The sequence below is a fragment of the Chryseobacterium geocarposphaerae genome, from assembly GCF_002797535.1.
In the GTDB taxonomy this organism is placed as follows: Bacteria; Bacteroidota; Bacteroidia; order Flavobacteriales; family Weeksellaceae; genus Chryseobacterium; species Chryseobacterium geocarposphaerae.
This window is the reverse complement of the sequence record NZ_PGFD01000001.1, coordinates 2,539,340-2,565,425: the sequence shown is the minus strand read 5'-3', so window position 1 is coordinate 2,565,425 and position 26,086 is coordinate 2,539,340. Positions and strand designations below refer to the sequence as shown.

Here is a 26,086-nt window from a genome sequence, read left to right as displayed (position 1 = left end):
ATTCATAACTTATAACTCATCTTTTATAACTACTATTTCAATTTTTCATTATTCTGATGACGGTCTTTATCGCGATCAGTTTTTATTTTCATTTTCTTATCAAAAGCCTCCTGCAGATTCACTCCGGTCTGATTAGCCAAACATAATGTTACAAATAAAACATCTGCCAATTCCTCTCCAAGATCTTTGCTTTTATCACTTTCCTTTTCGCTTTGCTCTCCATATCTTCTGGCAATGATTCTTGCCACTTCTCCCACTTCTTCCGTCAGCATTGCCATATTGGTAAGTTCATTGAAATAACGAACACCAATTGTTTTTATCCATTCATCGACCTGCTGCTGCAGATTTGTAATTTCCATTATGACTTATTATTATTGATTTGTTGTTCCAAAGAACTTATTTTACTGTTTAATATACTAAGCTCTTCTTTTATTTCCTCTAAGTGGTCTGCCGATTTTCCCGAACTTTCAGTGTAATTGCCAATTTTCTTAAAGAAACTCCTTATTGCCAAATAGCAGGCAATTAAAATTAAAAGTGCCAATAAAAAAGGCAAGTTCTCGATAAAATTAAATTCCATCCCGAAGTTTTATTAAAATTTTGAAAATTATTCATAGGCTCCCAAAGTCGGAGTAGTGCTTCTTGAAACCCCAACGATATCCGTAGTGACCGATGAAACAGGAGCACCCAAATTTCTAGCCGGAGACAGCGGTTTTACTCTTAGATTTTGTTTTGCTGTAAAATAGTTGATGAATTGAGGGTCTTTGTTTTTATCACTTTGGGTAACAATTAGGGTATTACCAAAATCATAACCAGATTCTGATGTATTTGAATATTTAATTAAGGAGTTTTGAATTAAGAATTCAAATTGCTGTCCAAAAGCAGGTTCAACATGAACAGCATTATCTTTATCAGAATAAACAATACTGTTTTTTATACTTAGCTGTTGCAAAGCTGCCTGTTGTGTTTGCCCATTATCATCTTTCCATTCATTTGTTGCAAAAATACCTTCTCTAGTGAAAGAGGCTAATGTTTTCGAATAATTGGCAATGGTAGCGTAAGTATAGCTATGATTTCCTCCTCCATAAATCCAGATACATGATAGACCACAATTATTCATAACCAGATTTGTAGCATTAACAGTAGAAGTTAATGCATAAATTCCATAATCCTGAAACGTATGAATAAATGAATTATTAATCGTTGCCGTTGCTTTTTTCATATCTAAACCTCTTTTTCCTCCGAATAATCTTGCATGAGTCATATTCAGAATAGAATTGGCTTCCATCCGGATAGAATTCCAGTTGTTAGGAATCGTATCATAATAGGTGTCGTTTCTGTCTCCTCTTAAAATGACCTCGTTATTCAATGCTCCATTGATATTTAAAGTAGCCGCGTCGGAAACTTTCATTCCGCTGTTAGAGTGAAAATATACTTTTGTTCCGGGTTGTATATTCAGCTTTATACCCGGATTAATGGTGAGATCACCATATATGATTTTCGCTTTGGTATTCGTCCAGGTAGTATTGACATCAATTACATTCGGATTGGTCGGGGTTTTAATAAAAAACTCAGCATCCTGTACTACAGAAAATAAAGTAACATGCTGTTGTCCTGCACCACTTGAAAAAAGAACCCTGTCTTCGGCAATTGCTTCAGGACCTGTTGCTTCAGGGGCAATTTCCACAAAAATATAAAGACTGTCCTTTTTTCTCAAAGGAACATCTTTAAAGTCATATCCTGCCTTTCCGTCTACATTTATTCTATATAAAGATGAAGCTCCCTTTTCCAGATTGATTCTCGGGATAATCACATCTTTATTTTCATTATTATATACTTTTACCACATAGGTTTCTGAACGTACCTGATGATACACCGTGTCACAAAATACCGTATCTCTTGAAAAGCTTAATGGCTGGGTGGGCTCGTCAAATGTAATATCATCTTTATTACAAGATACCGCCAGAAGCAGCGCCCAAAAAGAAAAAGCAAGTAATAATTTGAATTTCATCGAAATTAAGGTTTATTAAACTTCAAATGTAACGAAAATACTTTGAATTTCTTATTCCTGAAAAATTATTGAATGAGTATTTGTATATTATAAAAAATATTGTATTTTTGCAACCTAAAATTTAGCAGAGAAATATCCATTACTATTTCGAAAGCAAAACTTTAATTTTTTTAAAATTGTATTATGAAAAACGGAATCCACCCAGAAAATTATAGACTTGTTGTTTTCAAAGATATGAGTAACGACGAGGTGTTTCTTTGCAAATCTACTGCAGAAACTAAAGATACTATCGAGTACGAAGGACAAGAGTATCCTCTAATCAAAATGGAAATCTCTTCAACTTCTCACCCTTTCTACACAGGAAAAACTAAATTAGTTGATACTGCAGGTAGAGTTGATAAGTTCATGAACAAATACAAAAAATTCGCTAAGTAATTTTTTGCTATCACAATATTTAAAAGTCTTTCGGTTTCCGGAAGACTTTTTTTATTTGTAATTTTGTTGAAACTAGAAATAAGAAGCTGAAAATTATAAGGCAGTTTAATAAAATATTGAGCTTCCGGTTTTCATCCTCTCATTTCTAGCTTCTAACTTCTAACTTCTATAGAAATGCAATTAGTATTTTCAGATGCACAATATTGGGAAGATTTTCTTCCGCTTACCTTTACACGTCCTGTTGCAGAAATGCGATGCGGAATCCTTACCTTTTCTGAAAGATGGCAGAAAATTCTGGGTAATACCGAAGTTTCTTACTTTACAGAAATGTATCTTCAGGATAAATTTAAAGCACCGGAAGAAAAAGAGAGTCTTTTTTTAGTTTCGAACTTTATCCCTACAGAATCTGTTATTCAGCAGATCAGAGATCTTAAGCAGGGTGAAGCTTTGGTGTATGAAGACGAATTGGTAGCAGCGAAAGTTAATATGAAAGGATTCTCTCTTCATCAGATTGAGAAAATGACGGATATAAAAGAAGACCTTATCTTCTTTAAAAAACCGAAAGACTTATTTACTTACAACCATCATGCGATTGATTTCGATTTTGATCTTCTTACAAAGGGAAGGTCTTCACAGGAATTATCTGCAACGAATGGTTTCCTGGGTGATAAAAAAGACCTTTTCATTGAAGAAGGAGCATATATTGAATTTTCAACAATCAATACAAAAACCGGAAAAATATATATCGGTAAAAATACAGAAGTGATGGAAGGTTGCCATCTTCGTGGACCTATTGCGCTTTGTGATGACTCCAAATTTAATCTTGGAGCGAAAATTTATGGAGCTACTACCATTGGCCCTCATTGTAAAGTAGGCGGAGAAGTGAACAATATTATTATTTTCGGATACTCCAGCAAAGGGCATGAAGGATTTGTAGGAAATTCTGTGATTGGCGAATGGTGCAATTTTGGGGCAGATACCAACTCATCCAACATGAAAAATAACTATGGTAATGTAAGATTCTGGAACTACAGAACCAAAGCTTTTGAAGATACAGGACTACAGTTTGCAGGAATGATTATGGGGGATCATTCCAAAACAGCCATCAATACACAGTTGAATACAGGAACTGTAATTGGAGTAGCATCCAATATCTTCAAGCCTGGATTTCCACCTAACCTTGTAGAAAACTTTTCATGGGGTGGCTTAAAAGATGATGAAAGATTCAGATTAGATAAAGTCTATGAAGTTGCAGAAAGAGCAATGGCCCGTAGAAAAGTGGCTTTAACGGAACAAGATAAGGCTATTTTAAAGCATATTTTTGAGACGTATTAATCCTGTTATAATAAAACTTCAAATTTTTTTGAAGTTTTTTTGTTTTTGATGTAATGAAATGTAAAATCTGATTGTCTTACTTATAGAAACAAAACTTATGACCCAAGAGACCTTTAAGGATACGGTATTCATTCTCAAAGATGAGATGTATCGCTTTGCGAAAAGGTTCGTCATGAGCAGTGATGAAGCGGAAGATGTGGTGCAGGATTTAATGATTAAGTTTTGGCAGAAGAAGGAAGAGCTGGGACAATTCGGGAATTTAAAGTCCTATGCGTTGAAAGCCGTCCGGAACGAATGCCTGAACCGGCTGAAGCACCACGATGTGAAGTTAGGATTTGCAGATATGCAGCTTCACCGCTCGGAGCTTTACAGTATGGAGGTGAATAATCTGAAAGAGCAGATTATCGGGTATATCAACCAGCTTCCGGAAAAACAAAAGATGGTTATCCATTTGAAAGATGTAGAAGAATATGAAGTTTCAGAAATTGCTGAAATGATGGAAATGGAAGAAAACGCAGTAAGGGTAAATCTGATGCGTGCTAGACAAAAAGTAAAAGAACAAATCTCACAACTGATGAGCTATGAACAACGACAAATTTCAAAATAAATACGACGAAATCTTCCAGAATATAAAGGAAGAGAAAATGAATTGGGATTTTGAAGATTTCCTGAAAAAAGCAGAAGGAACAGATGTAGAGGAAAAAGGAAATAAAGAAGCTCCGGTTATCCCGATCGGAAAAAATAAACCTGCTTTCCCTAAATGGTTTTGGATGGCTGCAAGTGTTGCTTTGCTTCTGGGAATTGGTTTCGTTTTTAACCAATATCAACATTCAGGGATAGGAAATCAGGCTCAGCTGGTAGAAAGCCAGATCAAACAGCAAAAAAATAATTTCATCGAAGAAAATAATGATCATCAGTCGCAGGTTGCAGTGAATCATCCGAGTGATTCAATCTCCGGCGCTAAGCAGGATTCTATTTTTCAGGGGAATACCATTGCAGAAAAAGATGTTTTAGATGAAATTTTACCTAAAAGAGGAAGATTGAAAAAAGAAAGAAAGCTGAAATATGTTTACAATTCTTCTTACAAAAAAGCTTCAGATTCTACAGGCTATAAAGATTCTTATGTGATTGTCAACGGAAAAAGAATTGAAAATGTGGAAGAAGCTATTAATGTGACTAAGTATTCATTCCAAATATTTGCAAATAACGTCAGTGAAAAACTGGTACAACCAAAAGTCGTTGAAGACGATTATTAATTAACCTTAAAGATTATGCTCCTGATCAGGCTCTAATCCTCAGAAAATAAAATTGAACTCATGAAAAAAATAATCATAATATTCGCACTGGCCTTCTCACATTTTTTCAATGTGTATGGGCAAAAAGATAAACTTGACCAGCTTTTTGACAAATATCAGGAAGTAGAGGGTGTAACTTCTATAAAAATTGCAAAACCGATGTTCGGAATGCTGAATAACCTGGATCTTGGTGATGCGGAACTGGATCAGATCAAGCCTTTATTATCAAAAATTAATGGTTTGAAAGTATTTATTGCGGAAAAACCTCAGGATGGAAATTCTGTAAAAGGGCAAAAGCTAGATCAGATCAGCAAAGATATTTCGTCTTATTTAAGCAATTTGAATTATAACGAAATCATGACCATGAACAGTAATGGTGCCAAAATAAAATTTCTTTCAGCGGAAGAAAAAAACGGAATTCTGGATGATCTGTTATTAAGCATTGATAGCGGAGGTGAAGAGAATATTCTGGTGAAGCTGGATGGTAAATTGTCTATGAATGATATTAATAAACTTATCAGTTCGACGGAAACGAAAATCAATCCTGTTACCAATACCCGAAACAATATTACTTCAGACATTACCTCTTCCTATTTAAACGGAGAAGCCAGAAATGTCGGTGAATTTTCAGGAATCCAGGTGAGTACTGGTGTAAATGTAGTTTTTAAACAGGAAAGTCCTACTAACATTAAGGTCATTGCAGATGCAGACAAGTTGCAGTATATCATTACTAAAGTTGAGAACGGGGTGTTAAAAGTTTATGTTGATAACAAAGGGCAGAAAAACCTGAAATTCAAAAACATCAGTGTAAATGTTTCTTCGCCAAGAATGGATAATATTAAAACTTCTTCTGGATCAACCTTTACAACAGTTAATGCTGTGAAAGAAAATAATATGGTGATTGATGCATCTTCCGGTTCTATAGTGAAAGGTAAGTTTATGATTTCAAATAATACAACGGTGGAAGCAACTTCCGGATCCGATATTAAAATTAATATCAATTCTAAAAACTTTACTTTCAAAGGATCAAGCGGTTCGAATACAACTTTTGAAGGGCAGACAGGAATAGCAAGCTTTGATATGAGCAGTGGAGCTCTTTGTAATGCTGAAAACTTAAAAGCAAATATGGCAGATGCGGAATCTTCATCGGGGTCTAGTCTTTCTGTGAATGTTACTGATAAATTAAAAGCAAAAGCATCTTCAGGAGGCATCATTAAATATAAAGGTAATCCAGAAATCACATCCGATATCAGTAAAACCTCAGGTGGGGCTTTAAAGCAAATTAATTAAAAACTAAAACAATCGCCATGAAAATACTAAAGAACATTTTTCTGATCATTGGTACGATGTTCCTGATGCAGTCATGTATCGTTTCTTCCGGAAGAGGAAATATGGTTTATTTTTCGGATTCCGGGAACGATTTTAAAGGAGCGAGATTTACAAGTATTAATGTACCCATGTTTATTGCAAAACCTGTAATTAAAAAAGCATTGAGGGAAGAAGGGAAAGATAATGATGAAATAATTAAACTGGTCAAAAAAGTTTCCAAAATAAAAGTATTGACAGTAGAAAATGGAGACAGGGCTATGCTGAAAGATTTTGCAAATTACTTAAATAACAATAATTACGAAGACTGGGCAACTATAAAGCATGATGGAGATAATGTGAACATTCGTGTAAAACAAAAAGATGATGTTATCAAAAATATGTTGATCACGGTAAACTCCGATAAAGAATTGGTTTTTGTAGATGTTAAAGGAAGCTTTACCGCAGATGACATTTCTAAAATGATTGCTTCGGCGGCGGATAAATAAGACACTTCATATTCATATACTTATTATTTTGTACAATCAGGCCGTTCTGAAAAAGAACGGTTTTTTTGATTTAAGTTATTGATTATTAAATTTTATGTAAACTATCAAAATCGATTTTCGTATCTCGCTAAAATATCTTAATTTTGCAAGAAAGTAAAGATGTCTATTCATAACAAAATTGTAGAGACAGCCATCACTTTCGATGACGTGCTTCTAGTCCCTTCTTATTCAGAAGTTTTACCTAATCAGGTTTCATTAAAATCAAGACTTACCGACAAAATTACGCTCAATGTTCCTATCGTTTCTGCTGCAATGGATACCGTTACAGAGGCTGATTTAGCAATTGCTTTAGCGAGAGTTGGAGGTTTGGGTTTCATTCACAAAAATATGACGATTGCGGAACAGGCTGCACAAGTAAACAGAGTAAAACGTTCTGAAAACGGAATGATTTCTGATCCTGTTACCCTTTCAAAAGACCATACTTTGGCACAGGCTAAAGAAACAATGGCTAAATATAAAATCTCCGGTCTTCCCGTTGTAGATGCTGAAAATACATTGATCGGTATTATTACAAACAGAGATGTAAAATATCAGGAAAACCTTGATATGAAGGTTGAAGAGATCATGACGAAAGATAATCTGATCACTTCTGATAAAAATACAAACCTGGAAAAAGCAAAAGAAATCCTTCTTAAAAACAGAGTTGAAAAGCTTCCTATCGTGGATGCTGATAATAAATTAGTAGGATTGATTACGATTAAAGATATCGACAATCAATTAGAATATCCAAACGCTAACAAAGACAAAAACGGACGTTTAATCGTTGGAGCGGGAGTTGGAGTCGGAGAAGATACTTTAGACAGAATTGCTGCTTTGGTTCAGGCTGGAGTGGATATCATCGGAATTGATTCTGCACATGGTCATTCAAAAGGAGTGTTAGATAAAATTTCAGAAATCAGAAAAGCATATCCGGATTTGGATATTGTTGGAGGAAATATTGTAACGGCTGAAGCTGCTGAAGATTTGATCAAAGCTGGAGCAAACGTTCTTAAAGTAGGAGTTGGGCCGGGTTCTATTTGTACAACAAGAGTAGTTGCAGGAGTTGGAGTTCCTCAGTTATCTGCCATTTATAACGTGTATGAATATGCTAAAACTAAAAATGTTGCAGTAATTGCTGACGGAGGGATTAAGCTTTCAGGAGATATTGTTAAGGCAATCGCGAGTGGAGCGGGAGCAGTGATGTTAGGTTCATTATTAGCAGGAACTGATGAAGCACCGGGAGAAGAAATCATTTTCCAGGGTAGAAAATTCAAAACCTACCAGGGAATGGGAAGTCTTTCTGCTATGAAAAGAGGAGGAAAAGAAAGATACTTCCAAAGTGAAGCTAAGAAATTCGTTCCGGAAGGAATTGAAGGAAGAGTGCCTAGTAAAGGAAAATTGGAAGATGTTATTTTCCAGTTGACAGGAGGACTTAGAGCCGGAATGGGATATTGTGGAGCAAAAGATGTTGAAGCTTTACAAAAAGACACTAAAATGGTAATGATTACAGGTAGCGGATTGAAAGAATCACATCCACATGATGTGATTATTACTCAGGAAGCTCCGAATTATTCTTTATAAGATTATTTTCCTAAATATAATGAAAGCTGTTCAATTGCCTATTGAGCAGCTTTTTTATTTTACAGTTTTTTGGAATATGCTTTTAAACTTTCTAATGTTTTGAAAATTAATTATAAAACGTGCCATACAAGTAAAATATGAATAATTAATTTGTAAATTTGGAAACCTTAAAATAATTAAAAGAAATGAAGAAAACATTACTTTATGGTTTTACGTTGTTTTCGTTATCATTAACGGCTCAGCAACAAAATAAAATCTGTGGTTTTGATGAAGAATTAGCCTTGCAGGATAGACAAAATCCTGGAATGAGACAGGCATTTGAAAAGATTGTTAAAAAAATTAAAGAGGAGAAGGCCAGCAACCCTTCTATGGCATCGGCTAAATTAGTGAATGGTGTTTATGAAATTCCTGTTGTTGTACATGTTATTTATCCTACTGGTGCTGCTGTTGGAACTACTTATAATAAATCTGATGCTGATATTCAGGCGTGGATAGAGCGAGCAAATCAAATGTATGCAGGTACTTATGCTTGGCCTGCTAGTGGTGTGCCGGCGGACTTTGGACAATCTGCAGTTTTTCCAATTAGATTGGTATTAGCGAAAAGAACACCGAATTGTACATCAACTAATGGTATTATCAGATATGATGGAGGTAGTTTGAGTGGTTATAATACATCTGGAATGGCATATCAAACAGCTAATGGAGCTAATAGAACAGCTATTAAGACTTTGGCGCCACACTGGCCTGAAGCTTCTTATTTTAATATTTATATCATCAGTACATTTGATGGTAACACCTCTCCTAATTCAGGACTGATGGGGTTTGCAGCCTTTCCTAATAATCTTGACGCAAACTATGAATCTTTCATGAAGTCAGGGGTTGTTACAAATGCTCATGATACGACATTTGCCCATGAGTTTGGACATGCTATGGGATTGTACCATACTTTCCAAGGTGGGAATTATGCAGCTTCTCCTGGAGCAGCAGATTATTGTCCTCCAACTACTGGGGTATGTGATGAAGACGATGATGGAATTTGTGATACAGAGAGAGCGGGTAGTGGATATTTACTTTGGCCAGTACCAACTAATTCTTCAATTAATCCATGTACTAGTACTAATTATCAGGGAGTACAATATAATATGATGAATTATTCTAATTCTGTTGCTCAAAAATTTACAGCAGGGCAAGGGGAGAGTATAGATAATTATTTTATGATATTTAGAAGCAGTTTAACAACCTCAAAGGGAGCAACGCCTTTACCTGCAACACCTGTTCCGTCAATTGTACCGATTGCTGCTACCTGTAATCCTACCGGAATAGCTAATCCCGGAAATTTCTTAGCAGGACCTACTGCGGTTAAGTTAGGTGATATCAATAATGAGTCACCGGGGTATTGGCAGGCTCATGCAAATTACTATATAGATTATACCTTAAATGGTTGCTTGGCTAATGTGCATACTTCTTTAGTTGTAAATCAACAACAAACCGTAACAGTAGAATTTTTAAAGGCTACAACAGCAGATCAATCTATTAGAGTTTGGATTGATTATAATAATAACGGGACATTTGAAGCATCTGAATTAGTTGCATCAGGGAATAATGTAGCTGCCGGAGCAGGAGGTTTTGGAACTTTTACAGCTAACTTTACTCCTCCATCAACTGCTGTAATGAATACTCCTCTTCGAATGAGAGTGTTAACCGATATGAGTAGTCCTAGTTCTTATTCGCCTTGTGGACAGTTGGGATATGGCCAAGTAGAAGACTATTCTGTAACATTAGTAACAAACTTAAGTACAAGTGAAGTTAAGACTGATAATGATGATTTGGTTATTTATCCAAATCCAGTAATAAGCGGTGATAATGTATTCATTAAGGCAAAGAACGGGAAAGATCTAAAAGTTTCTATTTTGGACATGTCAGGAAGGTTAATTGCTAATCCATCTGTAACAGGAGAAGGAAAAGATGTTTACAAAATAAACCAACAACTTGAAAAAGGAGTGTATATGATCCAGGTTTCAAATGGAAAAAACAGTAAAACATCTAAGCTAATTATTAAATAATTTATAAGTCCGTATAAATAAACGAAATGCCTCCATTTATTGGAGGCATTTTATATTTATGTTAGCAGAAACATAATCTCATTTAATCTTTTTAAATTTAAACTTTGGCTTAATGACATAGTTTAAGAATTGTCCTTTTGATCTTGCTGTTTTGAATTTCTCAGATATTTCTGCCGGAACCTTATAGTAATCATAAACAGCTCCTGACTGATATATAATTCTTAATATTTCAGTTTTCGGGAAATATAGATAATGATTGACTACACTTGAAGGCATATCATTATTTTATCAAAAATTATTCCTTAAGACTTTAAGAGTTTGTTGATTTATTCTCCGAGTTTGTTTTTGAAATCATCAATCCTGAAATCAGTGACGGCATTTCCTTTCTCTATCTTTTCTTTAGCATATAATCGGAAATCATTTTCGGTTTTTTCAAGAAGGTGGTCATAAGGCCCAATATGTGAAATAAGTTTTACCAGAACCGGTGAGATTTCGAGACAGATAAAAAGACCCATAATAAAGCTGGCTGCTAATCCTATAATTGCTGAGTTTCTTCCCAGCTCATCCAAAGCCTGAAGTCTTGCAGCAAAACCATTGAATTTGTCTTCAAAAGTTTCAGTTGATTTTCTTTCTGTTTCAAGGTTAGTATAAACTTTTGAAATTTCCTTATCAAGATATTCCAATCTTGGAGCAACCTGTTTCTGATAATTTTCTAAATCCTGCCGTCTTTGTTCCTTTAGCTCCTGTTTACGTTTGGCATTGCTCCCGAAACCTACTTTTCCGCTGGTAAGACCTGTTTTGGTACCAAGAATTTCTTTTTCAAGTTCTACTGAGGCGGAGTCATAAGATTTTTGATATTGAGCAATCTTTTCAGAGATTTGTTTTTTCTCGGTCTCAAAAGGTCCGCTTTGTTGCAGGATACGTCCGTTCATTTCTCCCTGCAACTGCTTCTTGTTTCTTTGAATAATGGTATTCAATTGCTTGTTGACTTCTTTTTCAAAAATTTTAAGTTCTAATGGCTTTGAAATGATAATACCTAAAAAAGTTGCCAATACAAGACGGGGAATAGCCATTAATATCTGATTCCACCATGTACCTGTTTTTTTTATGGATGAAACAATATAACGGTCGAGATTAAAAATCATCAGCCCCCATAATATACCAAATCCAATGGCTGTCCAAATATTATCAAATACAGTAAACATAGCGTAACCTGCAGAAAGGGTAGCAAATACAGCAGTAAAAAGAACTATTCCACCGATTCCTGAAAATTTATTCCATTCGCTGGGTGTTTTTCTTAGGATATGGATGTTTCCACCAGAACAGATCATAAGAAATTTCTGAAACCAATTGATCTTATAATCGGTTTGATTTATAATTGATTGTGTTTTTTTCATAACAGAAAATTTATACAAAAGTAATACTAAAAATCATACCAATGTTAAAAATAGTATTATGTTTTACCAAGTATAGTTAAATTGTTATTCAATGTTTTGGTTAATAGTACTTTAATTGAGGAGGATTAAATTAAAATTACATAAAAAAACTCAATATTTATAAACGAATTTTAGAAAAAAGAGCTGTGTGGAGTAGTGTATCAAAAGTATAAATGTATTTGTAAAAATAGTCTTATCTTTAAATAACCAACCTACAAAAAAGATAGTTATGAAAAATGCAGTAAAACTTTCACTAATGTGTATCGCATTCGTTTTGATTTCCTGTAAAAAGGAAAAGACTATTGATGAAGAACTGAAGGAAGTTGCAACCAATATGAATAAACTTACCCCTCAGATTCTCAATGACGGAATTCGTCTGGACAGTGTTTCGGCTTTACCCAATAAAGTTTTCAAATATAATTATACACTAACGGATGATGTTAAAGAAAGTGTGACGCCTGCAGAAATAGAAACATTTAAAAGCCAGGCAAAAGAAGGTGCGATAAGAACTGTAAAAACTTCTCAAGATATGGAAGAATTCAGGAATAATGATGTGACTTTACAGTATTTTTATTCTGATAAAAATGGAAAGCCGACGGCAGACTTTACCATTACTCCTGCTGAATATAAAACAAAATAATATTTATTTCAGCCGATCCGGGTTTTGCTTTAAAAAACTTTCCCATCCGGTATAGGATTTAGTATCCGTAAGTGTACCGGAATTAAAATGATGACAGACTGCTACTGCCAAACCATCGGAAGCATCGAGGTATTTTGTGGGGAATTCTTTCAACTTCAGAAGATTCTGAAGCATTCCTGCAACCTGCTCCTTGCTTGCGTTTCCGTTTCCGGTAATTGCCATTTTTATTTTTTTTGGAGAATATTCTGTGATAGGAATATTTCTGTAAAGACTTGCAGCCATAGCAACTCCTTGAGCTCTTCCCAATTTTAGCATACTCTGGACGTTTTTGCCATAAAAAGGAGCTTCCAAAGCTACCTCATCAGGATGGAATTCATCAATCAGAGCCAGGGTTTTATCAAAAATATATTTAAGCTTTGTTTCATGGTTAGGATATTTCTTCAAAAGTAATTCGTGGATAGAAACCATTTCCATCTTTCCTTTCTTCACAGAAATTAATCCAAATCCCATAACCGTAGTTCCGGGGTCAATTCCTAATATTATTTTCTCTGCTGAAATCATTGCTTCAAAGATACTGCTTTATTCAGCGAGTTAAAAAATGAATAAGGAATTATTTTCCGGTGAGCATTTTCTCTGCAATCGGAATCCATTTCCCGTCATGCCGAAGTAAAAGTATTTTATCAACTAAAAATTTAGTTTTATAAGATTTGTTTTGGTAGATTCCCCATGCTTTTATAAAGTTTTCGTAGGTGAGATCTCTGTAGCCTACGGTTAGATGAGGATTAAAAGAATATTTTCTGAAATTGAATTTTTCTTTAACATTCAGCTGGAGTTGCCTTAAGTTTTCATTCTCTTCGGGTTGTACAAATAAAACGGGATTTTTCGGATTGGGAAAACTTCCAAAACCATTCAATATGACTTCAAAAGGCAGAAGATCTGTATTGATTTTCTGAAATGCTTCATGAATATCATTTTCAAGTTCAGCTTCTCTGTCAAAAGGTGGACATAAAGTAATGTGAGCTTCATTTTTTAGTGCTTTAGAATTGGCGAAATTAATGGCCAGATCTTTTTTAAAGCCATTAATTTCCTCAATAATGCTTTGAGGAGGGTAGATGGCTATGAAGTACATTTTTTTCATAGTTCAAGGTATGCTTTATTTTAATTTAAATTTTTTTTTGAATACATAAGAAAATTATGCATAAATTTGTAAGGTATTTAAATCTTTGGGATGAAAAAAAATAGTCTCTATAAAGGAACACTCCAGAATATTATTTTAAAGCTGCTTTCAAAGGAAGTTAAAATGTATGGTTATCAAATCACACAGCGTGCAAAAGAGCTTACGGAAGGAGAATTGGAAATGACGGAAGGTGCGTTGTATCCTCTCTTGCACAAATTGGAAGCGGACGGAATTATTACCTCTGAGGTGCAGGAAATCAACGGCAGAAACCGAAAATATTATCTGCTTACGGATAAAGGAAAAAAACAACAGGCATTACAGGAAAACGAAATGAAAAGCTATCTGTTTAATCTTAAAACTATTTTTGATATATGATATCGGTAGAGCACAAAAAAGAAGTTCGTGTCTATCTTCTTTCCAAAAAAATTTCGTTAGATTTATTAATAGAATTGGAAGATCATTTTTTAAGCCAAATTGATGATCTTATGATTCAGAATATTTCCTTTGACGACGCTTTTAATGATGTAAAGCAAATTTGGAGTGATGAGCTAAGAATGATAAAAAATTACTCTGGAAAGGAAGCTTCTGCTTTTGCAAAAAAAATTAAACAACAAAAAATTAATCAGATTTTGCTCCAAAGCTCATTGCTGACTATAGCTATTGTTTTAAGTGTCATTTTACTTATCAAAAATAATACACAAGAAAATTTTATCAATTTAATGAGATATTTTCTGTTTATTTTTATGGGACTTCCTGCTTTTCATTATCTTTTTAATATCAAAAATTTTCTTTTGATTTCTAAGCTTAAACCATTACAAATTAATGTTTATCAAGGGTTAAATACAATAATTTTTATTCTTAGTTTTATAATTGGATATGGAGGAACTTCTCTTTTAAAAATGGGGGAAAGGTTATTTAATTTTGTAGATAATCCCACAGGAATGGGTTGTGTTGCATTTATTTTAGTCTGTACTTATTCCTTTTTATATTCATTTGGTTTTTTTTCTCAGATTGCTTTTGTAAAATCTATGAAAAAGATAAATCCCTATCTTAAAACTCTTTAATCTGTCACAGTAATGAATAAAGAATACCTTATACAAATAGAAAAATACCTAAAAGGCAAAAGATTGAGCCTGGTTGTATTTGCTGAAGTTTATGATCATTTTGTCATGCAGATTTCTCAATCGATGGATAAAAACGGAATCAGTTTCCAAGAAGCTTTTGTAAATGTAAAATTGAATTGGGAATACGAGCTTGAAATGGTAAAAGCAGATATTTTTTCATTCAGAAAGGTCGCAAGGATAGAAAAAAGGATATTACAAACAAGATTTAAAAAGGTGATATGGTCGTCACTTCTTTTTTCTCTGCTGGTGGGATTAACTTTTTTTGTTTCTGAAGAGTTGTTTTTTTATACGGAGATTTTGGTGCTTTTAACTTTTATAAGTATTCTAATGTATAATTTTATTGGGAAAAAAATGAGTTTCCGGGAATATCAGCAATTAGGTTTTCATCCTTTACTGTTAAGGAATATATTGTTAGCTGTTTTAGTTTTTCCGGTGGCAGGGTATTTTTTTAAAACATTCGAGTTTTGGAAACCCATAGTAAATCAGCTCATTATTTTATATAGTGTTGCCGTACAAATTCAGCTTCTGTATTTAAGAGCTAAAAAAATTAATGTATTACTATCATGAATCCAGAACACCTGAATCTTATCAGAGATTACCTTATTTTTCAAAAACTTCCGTTGGATATTTTATTGGAAGTGGAAGATCATATGGCTTCACAGGTTTTAAATATTCAGAAGAACGAAAACATAAGTTTTGATGAGGCGTTTCTGAAAACTCAGAAATTATGGGAGAGTGAGTTTAAAATGACGACCTATTCGGCATTTTATTCTGAAAAGATTCCTGTGATAGTGAAGAAAATTGTTAAGGCAAAGTATAACAAGATTCTTAAAAAGTCTGTTTTGTATGCTCTAATTTCTTTTGGGATAAACTTATTATTCATTTATCTTTCTAACAGTCAGGAAATATACACCGACTTTTTTCGGGGTCAGAATTTAGTATTTTTATTAGCTCCCGGTCTGGTGTGGGCATTTAATTATAAAATCAGAAAATACGTCAAAAGCGATTTTAAATTTAAGGGAAGATCATTCTATTCCATCTATCAGCAAAATATAGGAATTATGGTTGTGGGTACGACTACTATGGCCCAGATTTTTGCTAAAGAGGGGAAGTATGCTTATTTATTATTTAAAACTGATTATCCCGGAAACCTCGTTTATGCTTTAGTTACTTTACTGTTTCCTTTTCTAGCCCAAATAGTTGTGATTTTTGGAATCCTTAATTTCTTTGAGCACAAAAAAACTTTGAAAAAATTGTCGGTATTTGTATAGGTTGTATTGAAATTATTTTATTGAATTGCTAATATAGTTGTTGATTTGATATTTGTTTCTTTTGTTTGTTTGATTTATTGTAATAATTATTAAATTTAGATAAAATTGAAAAAACAAAAAATATGAAGGCAAAAATCTATCTTTTTCTATTAATGAATGCTTTTTTTACTTTAAAGGCGCAAACTCCTGAAATTTTATATTATAAATTTGAAGGTACAGCTTCTAACATTCCAAACCTAGCGACGAATCCTCCGACAGGAACACAGACAGGTGAAATTGTGGGCAACTTAACTCTGGGAAATAATACGACTTGCTTAGGGAATGGCTTAATAGGCAGCGGCTCTACAGGAACCTCAAATTATTTCAATACGAAATGGAATCTTGCCTTAAGCGGATCTTGGACAATTCATTTAAAATTTAATAATTATACAAGTGATGTAACCACAGTATATTATCTTTTGGGAGATGCTCTAACCGGCGGAAATTCTTTCCGTATGTTTACAAATGGTGCTCCGGGTACAGGAGGAGTAAGATTAACTGCTAACGGAATGTCTAACGTAGATATTCCTGGTGTTTTTTCTACTACTCCGGCATTGGTAGATTTAATATTTGTTTACGACAACAGTTTACAAAATATAAAAGCTTATTTGAATGGAGTTCTTAAAACAACTGTAGCTCAATCGGCTCCTTTAGTTTTTAACGGTGCTTTATTTAAACTTGGAACATATGGTACTAATACGGGAATGAAGGCAGGAATGACCATGGATGAGTTTGGTCTTTTCAATAGAGCTATAACAGATACCGAAATAGCTACATTAAATAATTTTTGTTCTAATTTAAGTACTGCTGAAGTTAAAAAAGACAACAATGCTAAGATTGTAGTAAAAGGTAATAATCTGATACTTACCAAAGGTAATTTTGGCAAATACAGTATATACGATTTATCAGGGCGTCAAATACAAACCGACGATGAATCTTCAAATTCAGTCGGTATCGGATTGCTGAAAAAAGGAATTTATATTATAAAATACGGAAATGTCTCGGAGCGTTTTAAATATTAAAGCCAAATTCGGAAAAAGTCTTTTGTACATGCAAAAGACTTTTTTATTATTTTGAAATCAAATCACAAAACCAGAAAACATACTCTCCTTCTTGATCGATTTCATTTGTTTTGGGCTTAGGATAAGTTTTTTTAACGATTTCTCCCACTTCAAAATCAACGGGATTTTTAAAAATAGGACCGTCAAAAGTAAAGGTGTGAAATTCTCCGTTTTCGCCACAAGGATCTACATTTTCAGGCAGGTCTTTGATGAAATCATGATCAATAATTCTTCCAGCGAAGCTTTTATCCAAATAGGTTTCGTTCACGCAGGTAACAATGGTTTTAAAGCCTAAATCTAAAAATTCATGGATGAGGTTGGTTGTATCAATTTTCCATAAAGGAAAAACTCCATTCATTCCGATAGTCTTTAATTGGTCTTCACGGTATTTTCTTAAATCTTCCAGAAAAATATCCCCGAAAATAGAATGAGTAATCCCCTGAGATTGTATTGTACCCGTAGTTTTACTCATAATCTCACGGTATTCTTCCATAGAAGGTTCTTTCGGAAGCTCCATTTTAATTAAAGGAAACCCGAGACTTTCAGCTTGTTTTTCCAGTAATGAAACATGAACACCATGCATAGAAATTCTTTGGGACTCTTTATTGATACTTGTTAACAAGGATGTGACTTCAAATCGGTCTTCTTTTAAAGTTTTGTATAATGCAAGAGCAGAATCTTTTCCGCTGCTCCAATTGAAGATGGCTTTGGGGTTCATCAAACAAGTGTTAAAAATTTAAATCGTTCAATAATGTGTTTATTTATTATCTGGTTTCCCGAAATTATTGAATTCGTTAGCTTCGATCTTGTTTTTTTCGACTTCTTGCCTTTTTTGTAATTCTTCGGCGTTCCTGTCCATGTCACTTTTGTGTGTGGCATTCATAGGATATGAATTGCAGCTTTTTAAGAATGTTACAGTGAAAATTATCAGCGTTAAGAAAAAGAAATTTTTCATTAAATTTTTTATGATATTAAAATAAAATCTACAGATTATTCAAAAATACAAAAAAACCTCAAAGAAATTTCCTTGAGGTTTTTAATCTATAAAGTAAATTATTTAAAAATTGTTTGCCGACAACGACTTACATATTTCTTCTGTACTTACCGCCCACTTCAAATAAAGCGTTGGTAATCTGTCCTAATGAACAATATTTCACGGCATCCATCATCACTTCGAATAGGTTTTGCTGATTGATGGCAGCGTGCTGTAAAGTTTTCAGAGCTTTTGCAGATCTATCTTCATTAGACTTCTGGAAATTATGAAGCATTTCGATTTGGAATTGCTTTTCTTCCTCTGTCGAACGAATCACTTCTCCCGGACGAACCGTTGGTGAACCGTCTTTTCCTAAGAAAGTATTTACCCCGATGATTGGATATTCTCCGGTATGTTTTAACCATTCGTAATGCATTGATTCTTCCTGAATTTTTGAACGTTGATACATGGTTTCCATTGCACCCAAAACACCACCTCTTTCTGTGATTCTGTCGAATTCTGCATAAACCGCTTCTTCCACCAAATCCGTCAATTCTTCAATAATAAATGAACCCTGAAGCGGATTTTCGTTTTTCGCTAATCCTAGTTCTTTATTGATAATCAGCTGAATTGCCATTGCTCTTCTTACCGATTGCTCAGTTGGCGTCGTGATGGCTTCATCATAAGCATTCGTGTGCAATGAATTACAGTTATCGTAGATTGCATAAAGCGCCTGTAAAGTTGTTCTGATATCATTAAAATCAATTTCCTGAGCGTGAAGCGAACGTCCCGAAGTCTGAATGTGATATTTCAACATCTGGCTTCTTTCGTCAGCTCCGTATTTCAGTTTCATGGCTTTTGCCCAGATTCTTCTTGCGACACGTCCGATTACTGAATATTCAGGGTCGATACCGTTGGAGAAAAAGAACGATAAATTCGGTGCAAAATCATTGATGTCCATTCCTCTTGACAGGTAATATTCCACATATGTGAAACCGTTTGCCAACGTAAATGCCAACTGGGAAACTGGATTTGCGCCAGCTTCTGCAATGTGATATCCGGAAATAGAAACAGAGTAAAAGTTTCTTACTTTTTCTTTAATGAAATATTCCTGAACGTCACCCATTAATCTCAAGGCAAATTCAGTAGAGAAAATACAGGTGTTCTGAGCCTGATCTTCTTTTAGAATATCTGCCTGAACCGTTCCACGAACGGTTGCGATGGTTTTAGCTTTAATTTCAGCATAAACATCGGCAGGGATAATTTCGTCACCTGTAATTCCTAATAGCTTTAAACCTAAACCGTTATTGGAAGGAGGCAATTCTCCGTTATATTTTGGCCTTGCTAAGCCTTTATCATCAAACTTTTCCTTAAGCTTAGCCTCAACCTTAGCCTCCAAATTATTTTCTGCAATATATTTTTCAACATTTTGGTCGATGGCTGCATTCATAAAGAAAGCCAACAACATCGGTGCAGGCCCATTGATGGTCATTGAAACGGATGTCAATGCATTTACCAAATCAAAACCTGAATATAGTTTTTTAGCATCATCTAAAGTTGCAATTGAAACTCCCGCATTTCCGATTTTACCGTAAATATCCGGCGGTAAAGCTGGATCTTGTCCATAAAGAGTTACCGAGTCGAAAGCTGTTGATAAACGTTTTGCAGGCATTTCCGCAGAAACATAGTGGAATCTTCTGTTGGTTCTTTCCGGACCTCCTTCTCCGGCGAACATTCTCGTTGGATCTTCTCCGGTTCTTTTGAATGGATAAATTCCTGCGGTGTAAGGGAAGCTTCCCGGAAGATTTTCCTGACCTTTCCATTTAATTAAATCGCCCCAGTCGTTGTATTTTGGTAACGCAATTTTTGGAATTCTTAAATGAGACAAAGATTCTGTTGAGGTTTCAACCTTAATTTCTTTTCCTCTTACGAAGTAGGAGTAAAACTCAGCGTGGAAAGCTTTTTTCGTATCATCCCAGGTTTTCAGGAAGTCGATATTTTCCTGCTGCAATTCTTTTTCAGCTTTTTGATATTCAGCGTCTAAAGTTTCGTTGGAAATGATATTTTTAACGCCGTCAATATGATACATTTTTCTCGCCAGTTCAGCCTGTTTTTCAATGTTAGCGTCATATTGTTTATTGTTTTCAACGATTTCAGAAAGGTAACGGACTCTTTTCGGAGGAATGATCGTTACTTCGTCTGTAACTTCCTGCTCAACAAATGTTTTTAAGTTTAAATCAGTAAATTTATCATTCACTTTAGAAACCAATCTGTTGTACAATTCAGTTGTTCCGTGATCGTTAAACTGTGATGCTTTTGTTGCATACACTGGCATTTCATCCAATGGTTGCTCCCATAGCAAATGGTTTCTCTGGAATTGTTTTCTTACGGCTTGAAGCGCATCAAGAGCTCCTCTTTTATCGGATTTATTTAAAGCAACCAAATCCGCATAATCCAACATATCGATTTTTTCCAGCTGTGTAGAAGCTCCGTATTCAGGAGTCATTACGTACATCGAAACATCGGCAAAATCAGAAACTTCCGAACCGGATTGTCCGATACCCGAAGTTTCCAGAATGATAACATCAGGATGAGCTAATTTCAACACATTCAAAGCAGAATGAATGAACGGAGAAACGGAAACGTTGTTTTCTCTTGTCGCCATTGAGCGCATATAAACTCTAGGATCGTTGATTGCGTTCATACGTATTCTGTCACCCAAAAGCGCTCCTCCCGTTTTCTTTTTCGAAGGGTCAATGGAGATAATGGCAATTTTTTTATCTGTATTGGAACGTAGGAAACGTCTTACTAATTCGTCTGTTAATGAAGATTTTCCCGCTCCACCAGTACCTGTAATACCTATAATAGGAATGTTTAAATCTTTTGATTTTTCATCGATTGCTTCAACTAATTCAGGTTTTTCTTCTGAAAAGTTTTCAACCGCTGAAATGATTTTTGCAATGCTTGTAGGATTTTCAAAGTTGATTGAATCCAAATCATTTGTCGTAACGTCTTTTCCTGTTGCGAAGTCCGATCTCTGAACCAAATCATCAATCATTCCTTGTAACCCAAGTTCACGACCGTCGTCCGGAGAATAAATTCGGTCGATTCCGTAAGACATCAAATCTTTAATTTCTTCGGGCAGGATCACACCGCCACCGCCACCGAAAATTTTGATTTGCGGAGAATTTTTTTCTCTTAAAAGATCGTAGATGTATTTGAAATATTCATTGTGACCGCCTTGATAAGAAGTTAAAGCAATCGCATTGGCGTCTTCCTGAATCGCTGTGTTAACAACTTCCTCTGCAGATTTGTCGTGTCCAAGGTGGATTACTTCACATCCCGTTCCCTGAATCACACGACGCATGATATTGATCGCAGCATCATGACCATCGAATAACGATGCAGCTGTTACGATTCTTACTTTATTTTTTGGAGTATATTTTTGGGTTTCCATAAAAAATCTAGAAAATTTCTGAATTCCCAAATATAATAATAAAATAGTAACTGTTTTTTTTAGTTTAAATTGCTGTTATTTAGAATGTTAAATTTGTTTTGTTAACTAAATATTCCCCAGAGGAACAAACATTCGTTTAGAAATAAAGCAATATTCGAATTAAAATTCTCAAATTAATTTCTCTACTTTTGCACCATATTATATAAGGTATGAAAAAGGCATTATTATATTTCGCGTTGGGAACTGTTCTGAGTTTTTTAATTAATTATTTCTTTTACAGCTCAGAAAACCTTGGTCTTGATATTTATTATGCTTTGGCTTTCGGTATTGCGTGGGGAATCGCTTATTATCTGGATACCCCTAATTTTACATTACCCCAAAAATTGGGGATATCTTTTTTAGCAATGGCAGTTCTTGTTGTTGTGGGAGCTTTATTGTTCAATCTTGCACTGGCTATTCCGTCTATTCTTAAATTTTCTACCGTATTTGTAGCGTATTATTTAATTGCTAGTTTCAGAGCCAATAAATCACTTCGCGATTAATGCATCATCATAAAACTTGCATACATTAATAACAGTCCCATAAAGATTATCCCAATAAAATTGATCATAAATAAAAATACTCCTTTGAAAATACTCATTGTTCGGGAACTTTCATAGACCCTGTGATGAGCTATAAAGAAATAGATAGACATATAAATGATGGCTGCCATATTAATAAGGATGATTAATAAATTTAAAGCGCCGTAATCTGGTAAAAGATCTGTAATTCTATCAAGAAATATTAAAATAAGGGTTCCTAATAATAGGAATGAGAAATAGTGAAGGGTGAAAATTCCATGGTCAAAATACCACCATTTCTTTTTATTATGAAAGATCCAAAGGAATAAAGCAAAAATAGGGAGATAAATGAATAATGCTTTAGGAAGGGTGTGAACCATAGTTTCCTTAAACTTATCCATAATAAAGCGGCTGCTTAAACCTTGCTCCTGCATATGGAAGACTTTTTTGGCAAATGGTTTCAGAAAAGCATAGGTTATCTCATTATTCTTCTTCTTGTCTCTTGAATAAAGGGAATCAAATTGCTTCATGTTTTTTGCTCCTAAAACACTTAACTTCCCATCTTCAGTTTCTCCTAAAGCGTCTGTATCAATATCATTTCCATTGACTTCTGTTACTTTGATATCTTTAACAATCTGTTTGGATTCTAATGAGTCTTTATTGAGCTGTTCTTTAGATAGGTTTTGTTTTAAATTATCTGTGATTTGGGTAATTTTTTCATCTTTGGCTTTTTCTTTTTCAACTTCCTTGGCAATATGTGTTTTTTTCTCTAGCTCGCTTGATTCTTCTTCTGAACTTGAAATCAGAGGAGGGAGAAAAAAAGTAATAAAACTTATGAAAATGTATAGTTTCACAGGAGCAACATAGAGCTGGCGTTTTCCAGCTAGGTATTCTTTGGTTAGTTTCCCCGGTTTTAATAATAAATATTTTATTGTTTTCCAAAACTCTCCGTCATAGTGAGTGAAATCCTCAATAAAATGGGTGAAAAGATAATGAAAAGGTTGCTTGGGCTCTATATTTTCCTGTCCGCAATGCGGGCAATATCTTTCTTCAACGGTATGTCCGCAGTTAAGGCAAGTTTTGTCTTCTCGGGTTTTGCCGTGGCTCATAGTTTTTTTAGTGTTTAGCACAAATATAATTAATTATGAATATAAAATCGTCATATCAGTAATATTTTGGATAAATGTTTAAATAAAATTAATAAATACGATGCAAAATATGTCGAATACTTAAATGGTTGATCGTTTTGAGTATCTCTACAATATTGTTGTCAGAAACTACATTAATTTTTTGAGAGTATTGAGTAAGTCTATTGAATTTAAGAACCTAATCCGCTATTCAATAGATTAAATGAAATATGTTTTTGCATTCCGAAAATAATTTGTACCTTTGCACACCCTTTTAGGGGAAAATTATGTTTAATCTTTAACTAAAACGTGTGAATACATTAAGTTACAAAACTGTTTCAGCGAACAAAGCTACTGCTAATAAAGAATGGGTTGTGGTAGACGCTGAAGGACAACCGTTGGGAAGACTAGCTTCTACGGTTGCAAAGATTTTGAGAGGTAAGCACAAAACGAACTACACACCTCACGTAGATTGTGGTGATAACGTAATCGTTTTGAACGCTGGGAAAGTTACTCTTTCTGGAAACAAGTGGAACGACAAGACTTATATCTGGCATACAGGTTACCCTGGAGGTCAAAAGTCTATGACTGCGGCTGAACTTCAGAAGAAAGATTCTTTAAAAGTATTGGAAAAATCTGTAAAAGGTATGTTGCCTAAAAACAGATTGGGAGCTGCTTTATTAAAGAACCTTTACTTATATGAAGGAACTGAGCATAAACATGAAGCTCAACAGCCTAAAACAATTAATGTTAACGAATTTAAATAATTAATTATGTCTATAGTTCACAAAATCGGAAGAAGAAAAACTTCTGTAGCTAGAGTTTATGTAAAGCCAGGAACTGGTAACATTACAGTAAACGGAAAAGATGCTAAAGAATATTTCTCTACAGACGTTATGGTTTACAAATTAAACCAACCGTTCATCCTTTCTGAAACTGTTGGTCAGTACGATGTTACTGTAAACGTTTTCGGTGGTGGAAATACAGGTCAGGCAGAAGCTATCAGATTAGGTATTTCAAGAGCTTTATGCGAAATCAATGCTGAATTCAGATTAGCTTTGAAACCAGCTGGTTTACTTACAAGAGACGCAAGAATGGTGGAAAGAAAGAAGCCAGGTCAGAAAAAAGCAAGAAAGAGATTCCAATTCTCAAAACGTTAATTTTCAGACTTCAGATACAGGATTTCAGATTTCATAATTTTTTCAGTCTGTTGTCTTATATCTAAAATCTATTTATCTAAACAAAAAAATTGCCCGTTACGTTTAGCATCCAAACGCTTCTCCCATCTAAAGAAGTTGTTGATTGTTTAAAAAACGGAAAGTAAACTAACAAAAACAGAAAACATGGCAAAAGCAAATGTAAAAGACCTTCTAGAGGCTGGTGTACACTTCGGTCACATGACTAGAAAGTGGAATCCAAATATGGCTCCATACATTTTTATGGAGAAAAACGGTATTCACATTGTAGACTTACATAAAACAGCAGTTAAATTAGATGAAGCTTGTAACGCTTTAGAAAAATTAACTTCTGCAGGTAAAAAAGTTCTTTTCGTAGCTACTAAGAAGCAAGCGAAAGAAGTGGTTGCAAAACACGCTCAGGAACTTAATATGCCTTATATCACAGAAAGATGGCCAGGAGGTATGTTAACAAACTTTGTTACAATCAGAAAGGCTGTAAAGAAAATGAACGCTATCGACAAAATGAAAAAAGACGGTACGTTCGAAACTTTATCTAAAAAAGAAAGATTACAGGTAGACAGACAAAGAGCTAACTTAGAAAAAAACTTAGGTTCTATCTCTGACATGGTTCGTCTTCCTTCTGCAATCTTCGTTGTAGATATCTTGAGAGAGCATATCGCTGTAACTGAAGCTAAGAAATTAGGTATTCCAGTTTTCGGTATTGTTGATACAAACTCTGACCCAAGAAAAGTTGACTTCGTTATCCCAGGAAACGATGATGCTTCTAAGTCTATCGATATGATCCTGAACATTGTTTCTGAATCTATCAAAGAAGGTCAGTCTCAAAGAAAAGCTGATAAAGAAAAATCTAAAGAAGAAGGAGAAGTAGTATCTGCTGATAAAGATGCTGATTTCGATGCTGAATAATTAAAGATTTATCTTTAAAATATAAAAATCCGTTAAGTGAATTCTTAACGGATTTTTTATTTGGTGGGGATTGTATTAATTGGAAAGAGTGATGCTGTAAGAAGATGAAATAAACTGAGTCTTTTTATAGACCGAGTTACAAACCATTCCGGACAGATTATAATTTTGATTTTTTAGTACCATGGCATATCCTATTTTACCTGCTCCAATAGGAATCTTTTTTGAATAATTTTTTCCGGTGATCGTCAAAACCATATTACAGCGAGACTTATTGGTAACTGTAATTGAAGTTTTAGGGCTATTTGAGCTATCATTGAATAAATCGGTTAATACATCTGCTGTTTCCGGCTTATAGGTCTTTATTAAGGCGTTATATTCCTGTTCTGTCTGAGATACTGATGGAGTAGATGTCGTTCCGGGTGAGTTTTTAGAAGGAGATGAAGTACCTGTACTGTAAGTCGTACTACAGCTATCTAAAAGAATTGATATACATATCCCGAATATTATTTTTCCTTTCATACAATTGATTTAAAAGATAGATGTAAA

At 34.4% G+C, this 26,086-nt stretch carries 29 protein-coding genes; 18 read left to right on the top strand and 11 right to left on the bottom strand.

All coding sequences use genetic code 11. The features are described from left to right. Nucleotides 1-32 precede the first annotated feature (32 nt). Genes CLV73_RS11430 through CLV73_RS11420 form a run of 3 tightly spaced genes read right to left on the bottom strand, consistent with a single transcriptional unit; the run spans nucleotide 33 to nucleotide 2,008 of the window. Nucleotides 33-359, bottom strand: a complete 327-nt coding sequence (locus CLV73_RS11430) for a nucleotide pyrophosphohydrolase (RefSeq protein WP_034678907.1) — start codon at nucleotides 357-359, stop codon at nucleotides 33-35. Next, nucleotides 359-577, bottom strand: coding sequence for a hypothetical protein (locus CLV73_RS11425; protein WP_100376922.1), 219 nt, complete (start codon nucleotides 575-577; stop codon nucleotides 359-361). Before CLV73_RS11425 ends, CLV73_RS11430 begins: the two co-directional genes overlap by 1 nt. 27 nt (nucleotides 578-604) lie before the next feature. Further along, nucleotides 605-2,008 carry a hypothetical protein gene (locus CLV73_RS11420; protein WP_100376921.1) on the bottom strand — a complete coding sequence of 468 codons (1,404 nt, stop codon included), beginning with the start codon at nucleotides 2,006-2,008 and terminating at the stop codon, nucleotides 605-607. A 183-nt stretch (nucleotides 2,009-2,191) separates the two neighbouring features. Between CLV73_RS11420 and CLV73_RS11415 the strand changes: the two genes are divergently transcribed. From CLV73_RS11415 to CLV73_RS11380, 8 genes are all read left to right on the top strand, one after another. Continuing rightward, nucleotides 2,192-2,443, top strand: coding sequence for a type B 50S ribosomal protein L31 (locus tag CLV73_RS11415; RefSeq protein ID WP_072961771.1), 252 nt, complete (start codon nucleotides 2,192-2,194; stop codon nucleotides 2,441-2,443). Nucleotides 2,444-2,617: 174 nt separating this feature from the next. After that, nucleotides 2,618-3,778 (top strand): putative sugar nucleotidyl transferase, encoded by a 1,161-nt coding sequence (locus CLV73_RS11410; RefSeq protein WP_100376920.1) that lies wholly within the window; start codon nucleotides 2,618-2,620, stop codon nucleotides 3,776-3,778. Nucleotides 3,779-3,875: 97 nt separating this feature from the next. Next, nucleotides 3,876-4,385: an RNA polymerase sigma factor gene (locus CLV73_RS11405; RefSeq protein ID WP_100376919.1), complete on the top strand. Its 510-nt coding sequence runs from the start codon at nucleotides 3,876-3,878 to the stop codon at nucleotides 4,383-4,385. Next, nucleotides 4,360-5,034 (top strand): hypothetical protein, encoded by a 675-nt coding sequence (locus CLV73_RS11400; RefSeq protein WP_185116768.1) that lies wholly within the window; start codon nucleotides 4,360-4,362, stop codon nucleotides 5,032-5,034. The genes CLV73_RS11405 and CLV73_RS11400 overlap by 26 nt, the downstream gene beginning before the upstream one ends. Nucleotides 5,035-5,094: 60 nt before the next feature. Then, nucleotides 5,095-6,363: a DUF4252 domain-containing protein gene (locus tag CLV73_RS11395; protein WP_100376918.1), complete on the top strand. Its 1,269-nt coding sequence runs from the start codon at nucleotides 5,095-5,097 to the stop codon at nucleotides 6,361-6,363. Between the two features lie 17 nt (nucleotides 6,364-6,380). Next, nucleotides 6,381-6,887, top strand: a complete 507-nt coding sequence (locus CLV73_RS11390) for a DUF4252 domain-containing protein (protein ID WP_100376917.1) — start codon at nucleotides 6,381-6,383, stop codon at nucleotides 6,885-6,887. Nucleotides 6,888-7,046: 159 nt separating this feature from the next. Next, the gene (gene guaB, locus CLV73_RS11385; protein WP_100376916.1) at nucleotides 7,047-8,507 is read left to right on the top strand and encodes an IMP dehydrogenase; all 1,461 of its coding nucleotides are present in this window, start codon (nucleotides 7,047-7,049) and stop codon (nucleotides 8,505-8,507) included. 185 nt (nucleotides 8,508-8,692) lie between these two features. Then, nucleotides 8,693-10,570, top strand: coding sequence for a zinc-dependent metalloprotease (locus CLV73_RS11380; RefSeq protein WP_100376915.1), 1,878 nt, complete (start codon nucleotides 8,693-8,695; stop codon nucleotides 10,568-10,570). 78 nt (nucleotides 10,571-10,648) lie between these two features. Here the strand turns inward: CLV73_RS11380 and CLV73_RS11375 are convergent, their stop codons facing one another. Together CLV73_RS11375 and CLV73_RS11370 are read right to left on the bottom strand one after the other, a co-directional pair. Next, nucleotides 10,649-10,846 (bottom strand): KTSC domain-containing protein, encoded by a 198-nt coding sequence (locus tag CLV73_RS11375; RefSeq protein WP_100376914.1) that lies wholly within the window; start codon nucleotides 10,844-10,846, stop codon nucleotides 10,649-10,651. 50 nt (nucleotides 10,847-10,896) lie between these two features. Continuing rightward, nucleotides 10,897-11,967 carry a DUF4407 domain-containing protein gene (locus tag CLV73_RS11370; RefSeq protein WP_100376913.1) on the bottom strand — a complete coding sequence of 357 codons (1,071 nt, stop codon included), beginning with the start codon at nucleotides 11,965-11,967 and terminating at the stop codon, nucleotides 10,897-10,899. A 268-nt stretch (nucleotides 11,968-12,235) separates the two neighbouring features. Here CLV73_RS11370 and CLV73_RS11365 point away from each other — a divergent pair, with 268 nt between their 5' ends. Continuing rightward, nucleotides 12,236-12,646 (top strand): hypothetical protein, encoded by a 411-nt coding sequence (locus CLV73_RS11365; RefSeq protein WP_100376912.1) that lies wholly within the window; start codon nucleotides 12,236-12,238, stop codon nucleotides 12,644-12,646. 3 nt (nucleotides 12,647-12,649) lie between these two features. On the opposite strand, the gene ruvC is transcribed toward CLV73_RS11365, so the two are convergent. Together ruvC and CLV73_RS11355 are read right to left on the bottom strand one after the other, a co-directional pair. After that, complete coding sequence (gene ruvC, locus CLV73_RS11360; RefSeq protein WP_185116773.1) at nucleotides 12,650-13,204, bottom strand: crossover junction endodeoxyribonuclease RuvC; 555 nt, start codon at nucleotides 13,202-13,204, stop codon at nucleotides 12,650-12,652. Nucleotides 13,205-13,256: 52 nt separating this feature from the next. Then, complete coding sequence (locus CLV73_RS11355) at nucleotides 13,257-13,775, bottom strand: 2'-5' RNA ligase family protein (protein WP_228424321.1); 519 nt, start codon at nucleotides 13,773-13,775, stop codon at nucleotides 13,257-13,259. A gap of 99 nt (nucleotides 13,776-13,874) precedes the next feature. Here CLV73_RS11355 and CLV73_RS11350 point away from each other — a divergent pair, with 99 nt between their 5' ends. From CLV73_RS11350 to CLV73_RS11330, 5 genes are all read left to right on the top strand, one after another. Beyond that, on the top strand, nucleotides 13,875-14,198 hold the full coding sequence (locus tag CLV73_RS11350) for a PadR family transcriptional regulator (RefSeq protein WP_100376909.1): 324 nt from the start codon (nucleotides 13,875-13,877) through the stop codon (nucleotides 14,196-14,198). Next, nucleotides 14,195-14,887: a hypothetical protein gene (locus tag CLV73_RS11345; protein ID WP_100376908.1), complete on the top strand. Its 693-nt coding sequence runs from the start codon at nucleotides 14,195-14,197 to the stop codon at nucleotides 14,885-14,887. The genes CLV73_RS11350 and CLV73_RS11345 overlap by 4 nt, the downstream gene beginning before the upstream one ends. A gap of 12 nt (nucleotides 14,888-14,899) precedes the next feature. Then, complete coding sequence (locus CLV73_RS11340) at nucleotides 14,900-15,514, top strand: hypothetical protein (protein WP_100376907.1); 615 nt, start codon at nucleotides 14,900-14,902, stop codon at nucleotides 15,512-15,514. Then, on the top strand, nucleotides 15,511-16,218 hold the full coding sequence (locus CLV73_RS11335) for a hypothetical protein (protein ID WP_100376906.1): 708 nt from the start codon (nucleotides 15,511-15,513) through the stop codon (nucleotides 16,216-16,218). Before CLV73_RS11340 ends, CLV73_RS11335 begins: the two co-directional genes overlap by 4 nt. A 122-nt stretch (nucleotides 16,219-16,340) precedes the next feature. After that, complete coding sequence (locus tag CLV73_RS11330) at nucleotides 16,341-17,279, top strand: LamG-like jellyroll fold domain-containing protein (protein ID WP_100376905.1); 939 nt, start codon at nucleotides 16,341-16,343, stop codon at nucleotides 17,277-17,279. 46 nt (nucleotides 17,280-17,325) lie between these two features. Here the strand turns inward: CLV73_RS11330 and CLV73_RS11325 are convergent, their stop codons facing one another. After that, a complete protein-coding gene (locus tag CLV73_RS11325; protein WP_100376904.1) occupies nucleotides 17,326-18,036 on the bottom strand; it encodes a Dph6-related ATP pyrophosphatase in 711 nt (236 codons plus the stop codon). 364 nt (nucleotides 18,037-18,400) lie between these two features. Continuing rightward, nucleotides 18,401-21,748, bottom strand: coding sequence for a methylmalonyl-CoA mutase family protein (locus CLV73_RS11315; protein ID WP_100376902.1), 3,348 nt, complete (start codon nucleotides 21,746-21,748; stop codon nucleotides 18,401-18,403). Nucleotides 21,749-21,957: 209 nt separating this feature from the next. Between CLV73_RS11315 and CLV73_RS11310 the strand changes: the two genes are divergently transcribed. Then, complete coding sequence (locus CLV73_RS11310) at nucleotides 21,958-22,290, top strand: hypothetical protein (protein WP_100376901.1); 333 nt, start codon at nucleotides 21,958-21,960, stop codon at nucleotides 22,288-22,290. On the opposite strand, the gene CLV73_RS11305 is transcribed toward CLV73_RS11310, so the two are convergent. Continuing rightward, the gene (locus CLV73_RS11305; protein ID WP_100376900.1) at nucleotides 22,287-23,417 is read right to left on the bottom strand and encodes a DUF3667 domain-containing protein; all 1,131 of its coding nucleotides are present in this window, start codon (nucleotides 23,415-23,417) and stop codon (nucleotides 22,287-22,289) included. The two genes, CLV73_RS11310 and CLV73_RS11305, sit on opposite strands and share 4 nt — an antisense overlap. A 329-nt stretch (nucleotides 23,418-23,746) precedes the next feature. Here CLV73_RS11305 and rplM point away from each other — a divergent pair, with 329 nt between their 5' ends. The 3 genes from rplM to rpsB all read left to right on the top strand — a co-directional run bounded on the left by rplM (nucleotide 23,747) and on the right by rpsB (nucleotide 25,540). Then, complete coding sequence (rplM, locus tag CLV73_RS11300) at nucleotides 23,747-24,202, top strand: 50S ribosomal protein L13 (RefSeq protein WP_072961855.1); 456 nt, start codon at nucleotides 23,747-23,749, stop codon at nucleotides 24,200-24,202. A gap of 6 nt (nucleotides 24,203-24,208) precedes the next feature. Beyond that, nucleotides 24,209-24,595, top strand: coding sequence for a 30S ribosomal protein S9 (rpsI, locus tag CLV73_RS11295; protein ID WP_076443917.1), 387 nt, complete (start codon nucleotides 24,209-24,211; stop codon nucleotides 24,593-24,595). A 183-nt stretch (nucleotides 24,596-24,778) separates the two neighbouring features. Then, nucleotides 24,779-25,540 (top strand): 30S ribosomal protein S2, encoded by a 762-nt coding sequence (rpsB, locus tag CLV73_RS11290; RefSeq protein WP_100376899.1) that lies wholly within the window; start codon nucleotides 24,779-24,781, stop codon nucleotides 25,538-25,540. A gap of 75 nt (nucleotides 25,541-25,615) precedes the next feature. On the opposite strand, the gene CLV73_RS11285 is transcribed toward rpsB, so the two are convergent. Further along, a complete protein-coding gene (locus CLV73_RS11285) occupies nucleotides 25,616-26,059 on the bottom strand; it encodes a DUF6759 domain-containing protein (protein ID WP_100376898.1) in 444 nt (147 codons plus the stop codon). Between the last annotated feature and the right edge of the window lie 27 nt (nucleotides 26,060-26,086).

Excerpts from the sequence above, each read along its gene's own strand:
- CLV73_RS11430 (WP_034678907.1), bottom strand. The coding sequence starts at position 359 with ATGGAAATTACAAATCTGCAGCAGCAGGTCGATGAATGGATAAAAACA.
- CLV73_RS11425 (WP_100376922.1), bottom strand. The coding sequence starts at position 577 with ATGGAATTTAATTTTATCGAGAACTTGCCTTTTTTATTGGCACTTTTA.
- CLV73_RS11420 (WP_100376921.1), bottom strand. The coding sequence starts at position 2,008 with ATGAAATTCAAATTATTACTTGCTTTTTCTTTTTGGGCGCTGCTTCTG.
- CLV73_RS11415 (WP_072961771.1), top strand. The coding sequence starts at position 2,192 with ATGAAAAACGGAATCCACCCAGAAAATTATAGACTTGTTGTTTTCAAA.
- CLV73_RS11410 (WP_100376920.1), top strand. The coding sequence starts at position 2,618 with ATGCAATTAGTATTTTCAGATGCACAATATTGGGAAGATTTTCTTCCG.
- CLV73_RS11405 (WP_100376919.1), top strand. The coding sequence starts at position 3,876 with ATGACCCAAGAGACCTTTAAGGATACGGTATTCATTCTCAAAGATGAG.
- CLV73_RS11400 (WP_185116768.1), top strand. The coding sequence starts at position 4,360 with ATGAACAACGACAAATTTCAAAATAAATACGACGAAATCTTCCAGAAT.
- CLV73_RS11395 (WP_100376918.1), top strand. The coding sequence starts at position 5,095 with ATGAAAAAAATAATCATAATATTCGCACTGGCCTTCTCACATTTTTTC.
- CLV73_RS11390 (WP_100376917.1), top strand. The coding sequence starts at position 6,381 with ATGAAAATACTAAAGAACATTTTTCTGATCATTGGTACGATGTTCCTG.
- guaB (WP_100376916.1), top strand. The coding sequence starts at position 7,047 with ATGTCTATTCATAACAAAATTGTAGAGACAGCCATCACTTTCGATGAC.
- CLV73_RS11380 (WP_100376915.1), top strand. The coding sequence starts at position 8,693 with ATGAAGAAAACATTACTTTATGGTTTTACGTTGTTTTCGTTATCATTA.
- CLV73_RS11375 (WP_100376914.1), bottom strand. The coding sequence starts at position 10,846 with ATGCCTTCAAGTGTAGTCAATCATTATCTATATTTCCCGAAAACTGAA.
- CLV73_RS11370 (WP_100376913.1), bottom strand. The coding sequence starts at position 11,967 with ATGAAAAAAACACAATCAATTATAAATCAAACCGATTATAAGATCAAT.
- CLV73_RS11365 (WP_100376912.1), top strand. The coding sequence starts at position 12,236 with ATGAAAAATGCAGTAAAACTTTCACTAATGTGTATCGCATTCGTTTTG.
- CLV73_RS11355 (WP_228424321.1), bottom strand. The coding sequence starts at position 13,775 with ATGTACTTCATAGCCATCTACCCTCCTCAAAGCATTATTGAGGAAATT.
- CLV73_RS11350 (WP_100376909.1), top strand. The coding sequence starts at position 13,875 with ATGAAAAAAAATAGTCTCTATAAAGGAACACTCCAGAATATTATTTTA.
- CLV73_RS11345 (WP_100376908.1), top strand. The coding sequence starts at position 14,195 with ATGATATCGGTAGAGCACAAAAAAGAAGTTCGTGTCTATCTTCTTTCC.
- CLV73_RS11340 (WP_100376907.1), top strand. The coding sequence starts at position 14,900 with ATGAATAAAGAATACCTTATACAAATAGAAAAATACCTAAAAGGCAAA.
- CLV73_RS11335 (WP_100376906.1), top strand. The coding sequence starts at position 15,511 with ATGAATCCAGAACACCTGAATCTTATCAGAGATTACCTTATTTTTCAA.
- CLV73_RS11330 (WP_100376905.1), top strand. The coding sequence starts at position 16,341 with ATGAAGGCAAAAATCTATCTTTTTCTATTAATGAATGCTTTTTTTACT.
- CLV73_RS11325 (WP_100376904.1), bottom strand. The coding sequence starts at position 18,036 with ATGAACCCCAAAGCCATCTTCAATTGGAGCAGCGGAAAAGATTCTGCT.
- CLV73_RS11315 (WP_100376902.1), bottom strand. The coding sequence starts at position 21,748 with ATGGAAACCCAAAAATATACTCCAAAAAATAAAGTAAGAATCGTAACA.
- CLV73_RS11310 (WP_100376901.1), top strand. The coding sequence starts at position 21,958 with ATGAAAAAGGCATTATTATATTTCGCGTTGGGAACTGTTCTGAGTTTT.
- CLV73_RS11305 (WP_100376900.1), bottom strand. The coding sequence starts at position 23,417 with ATGAGCCACGGCAAAACCCGAGAAGACAAAACTTGCCTTAACTGCGGA.
- rpsI (WP_076443917.1), top strand. The coding sequence starts at position 24,209 with ATGTCTATAGTTCACAAAATCGGAAGAAGAAAAACTTCTGTAGCTAGA.
- rpsB (WP_100376899.1), top strand. The coding sequence starts at position 24,779 with ATGGCAAAAGCAAATGTAAAAGACCTTCTAGAGGCTGGTGTACACTTC.
- CLV73_RS11285 (WP_100376898.1), bottom strand. The coding sequence starts at position 26,059 with ATGAAAGGAAAAATAATATTCGGGATATGTATATCAATTCTTTTAGAT.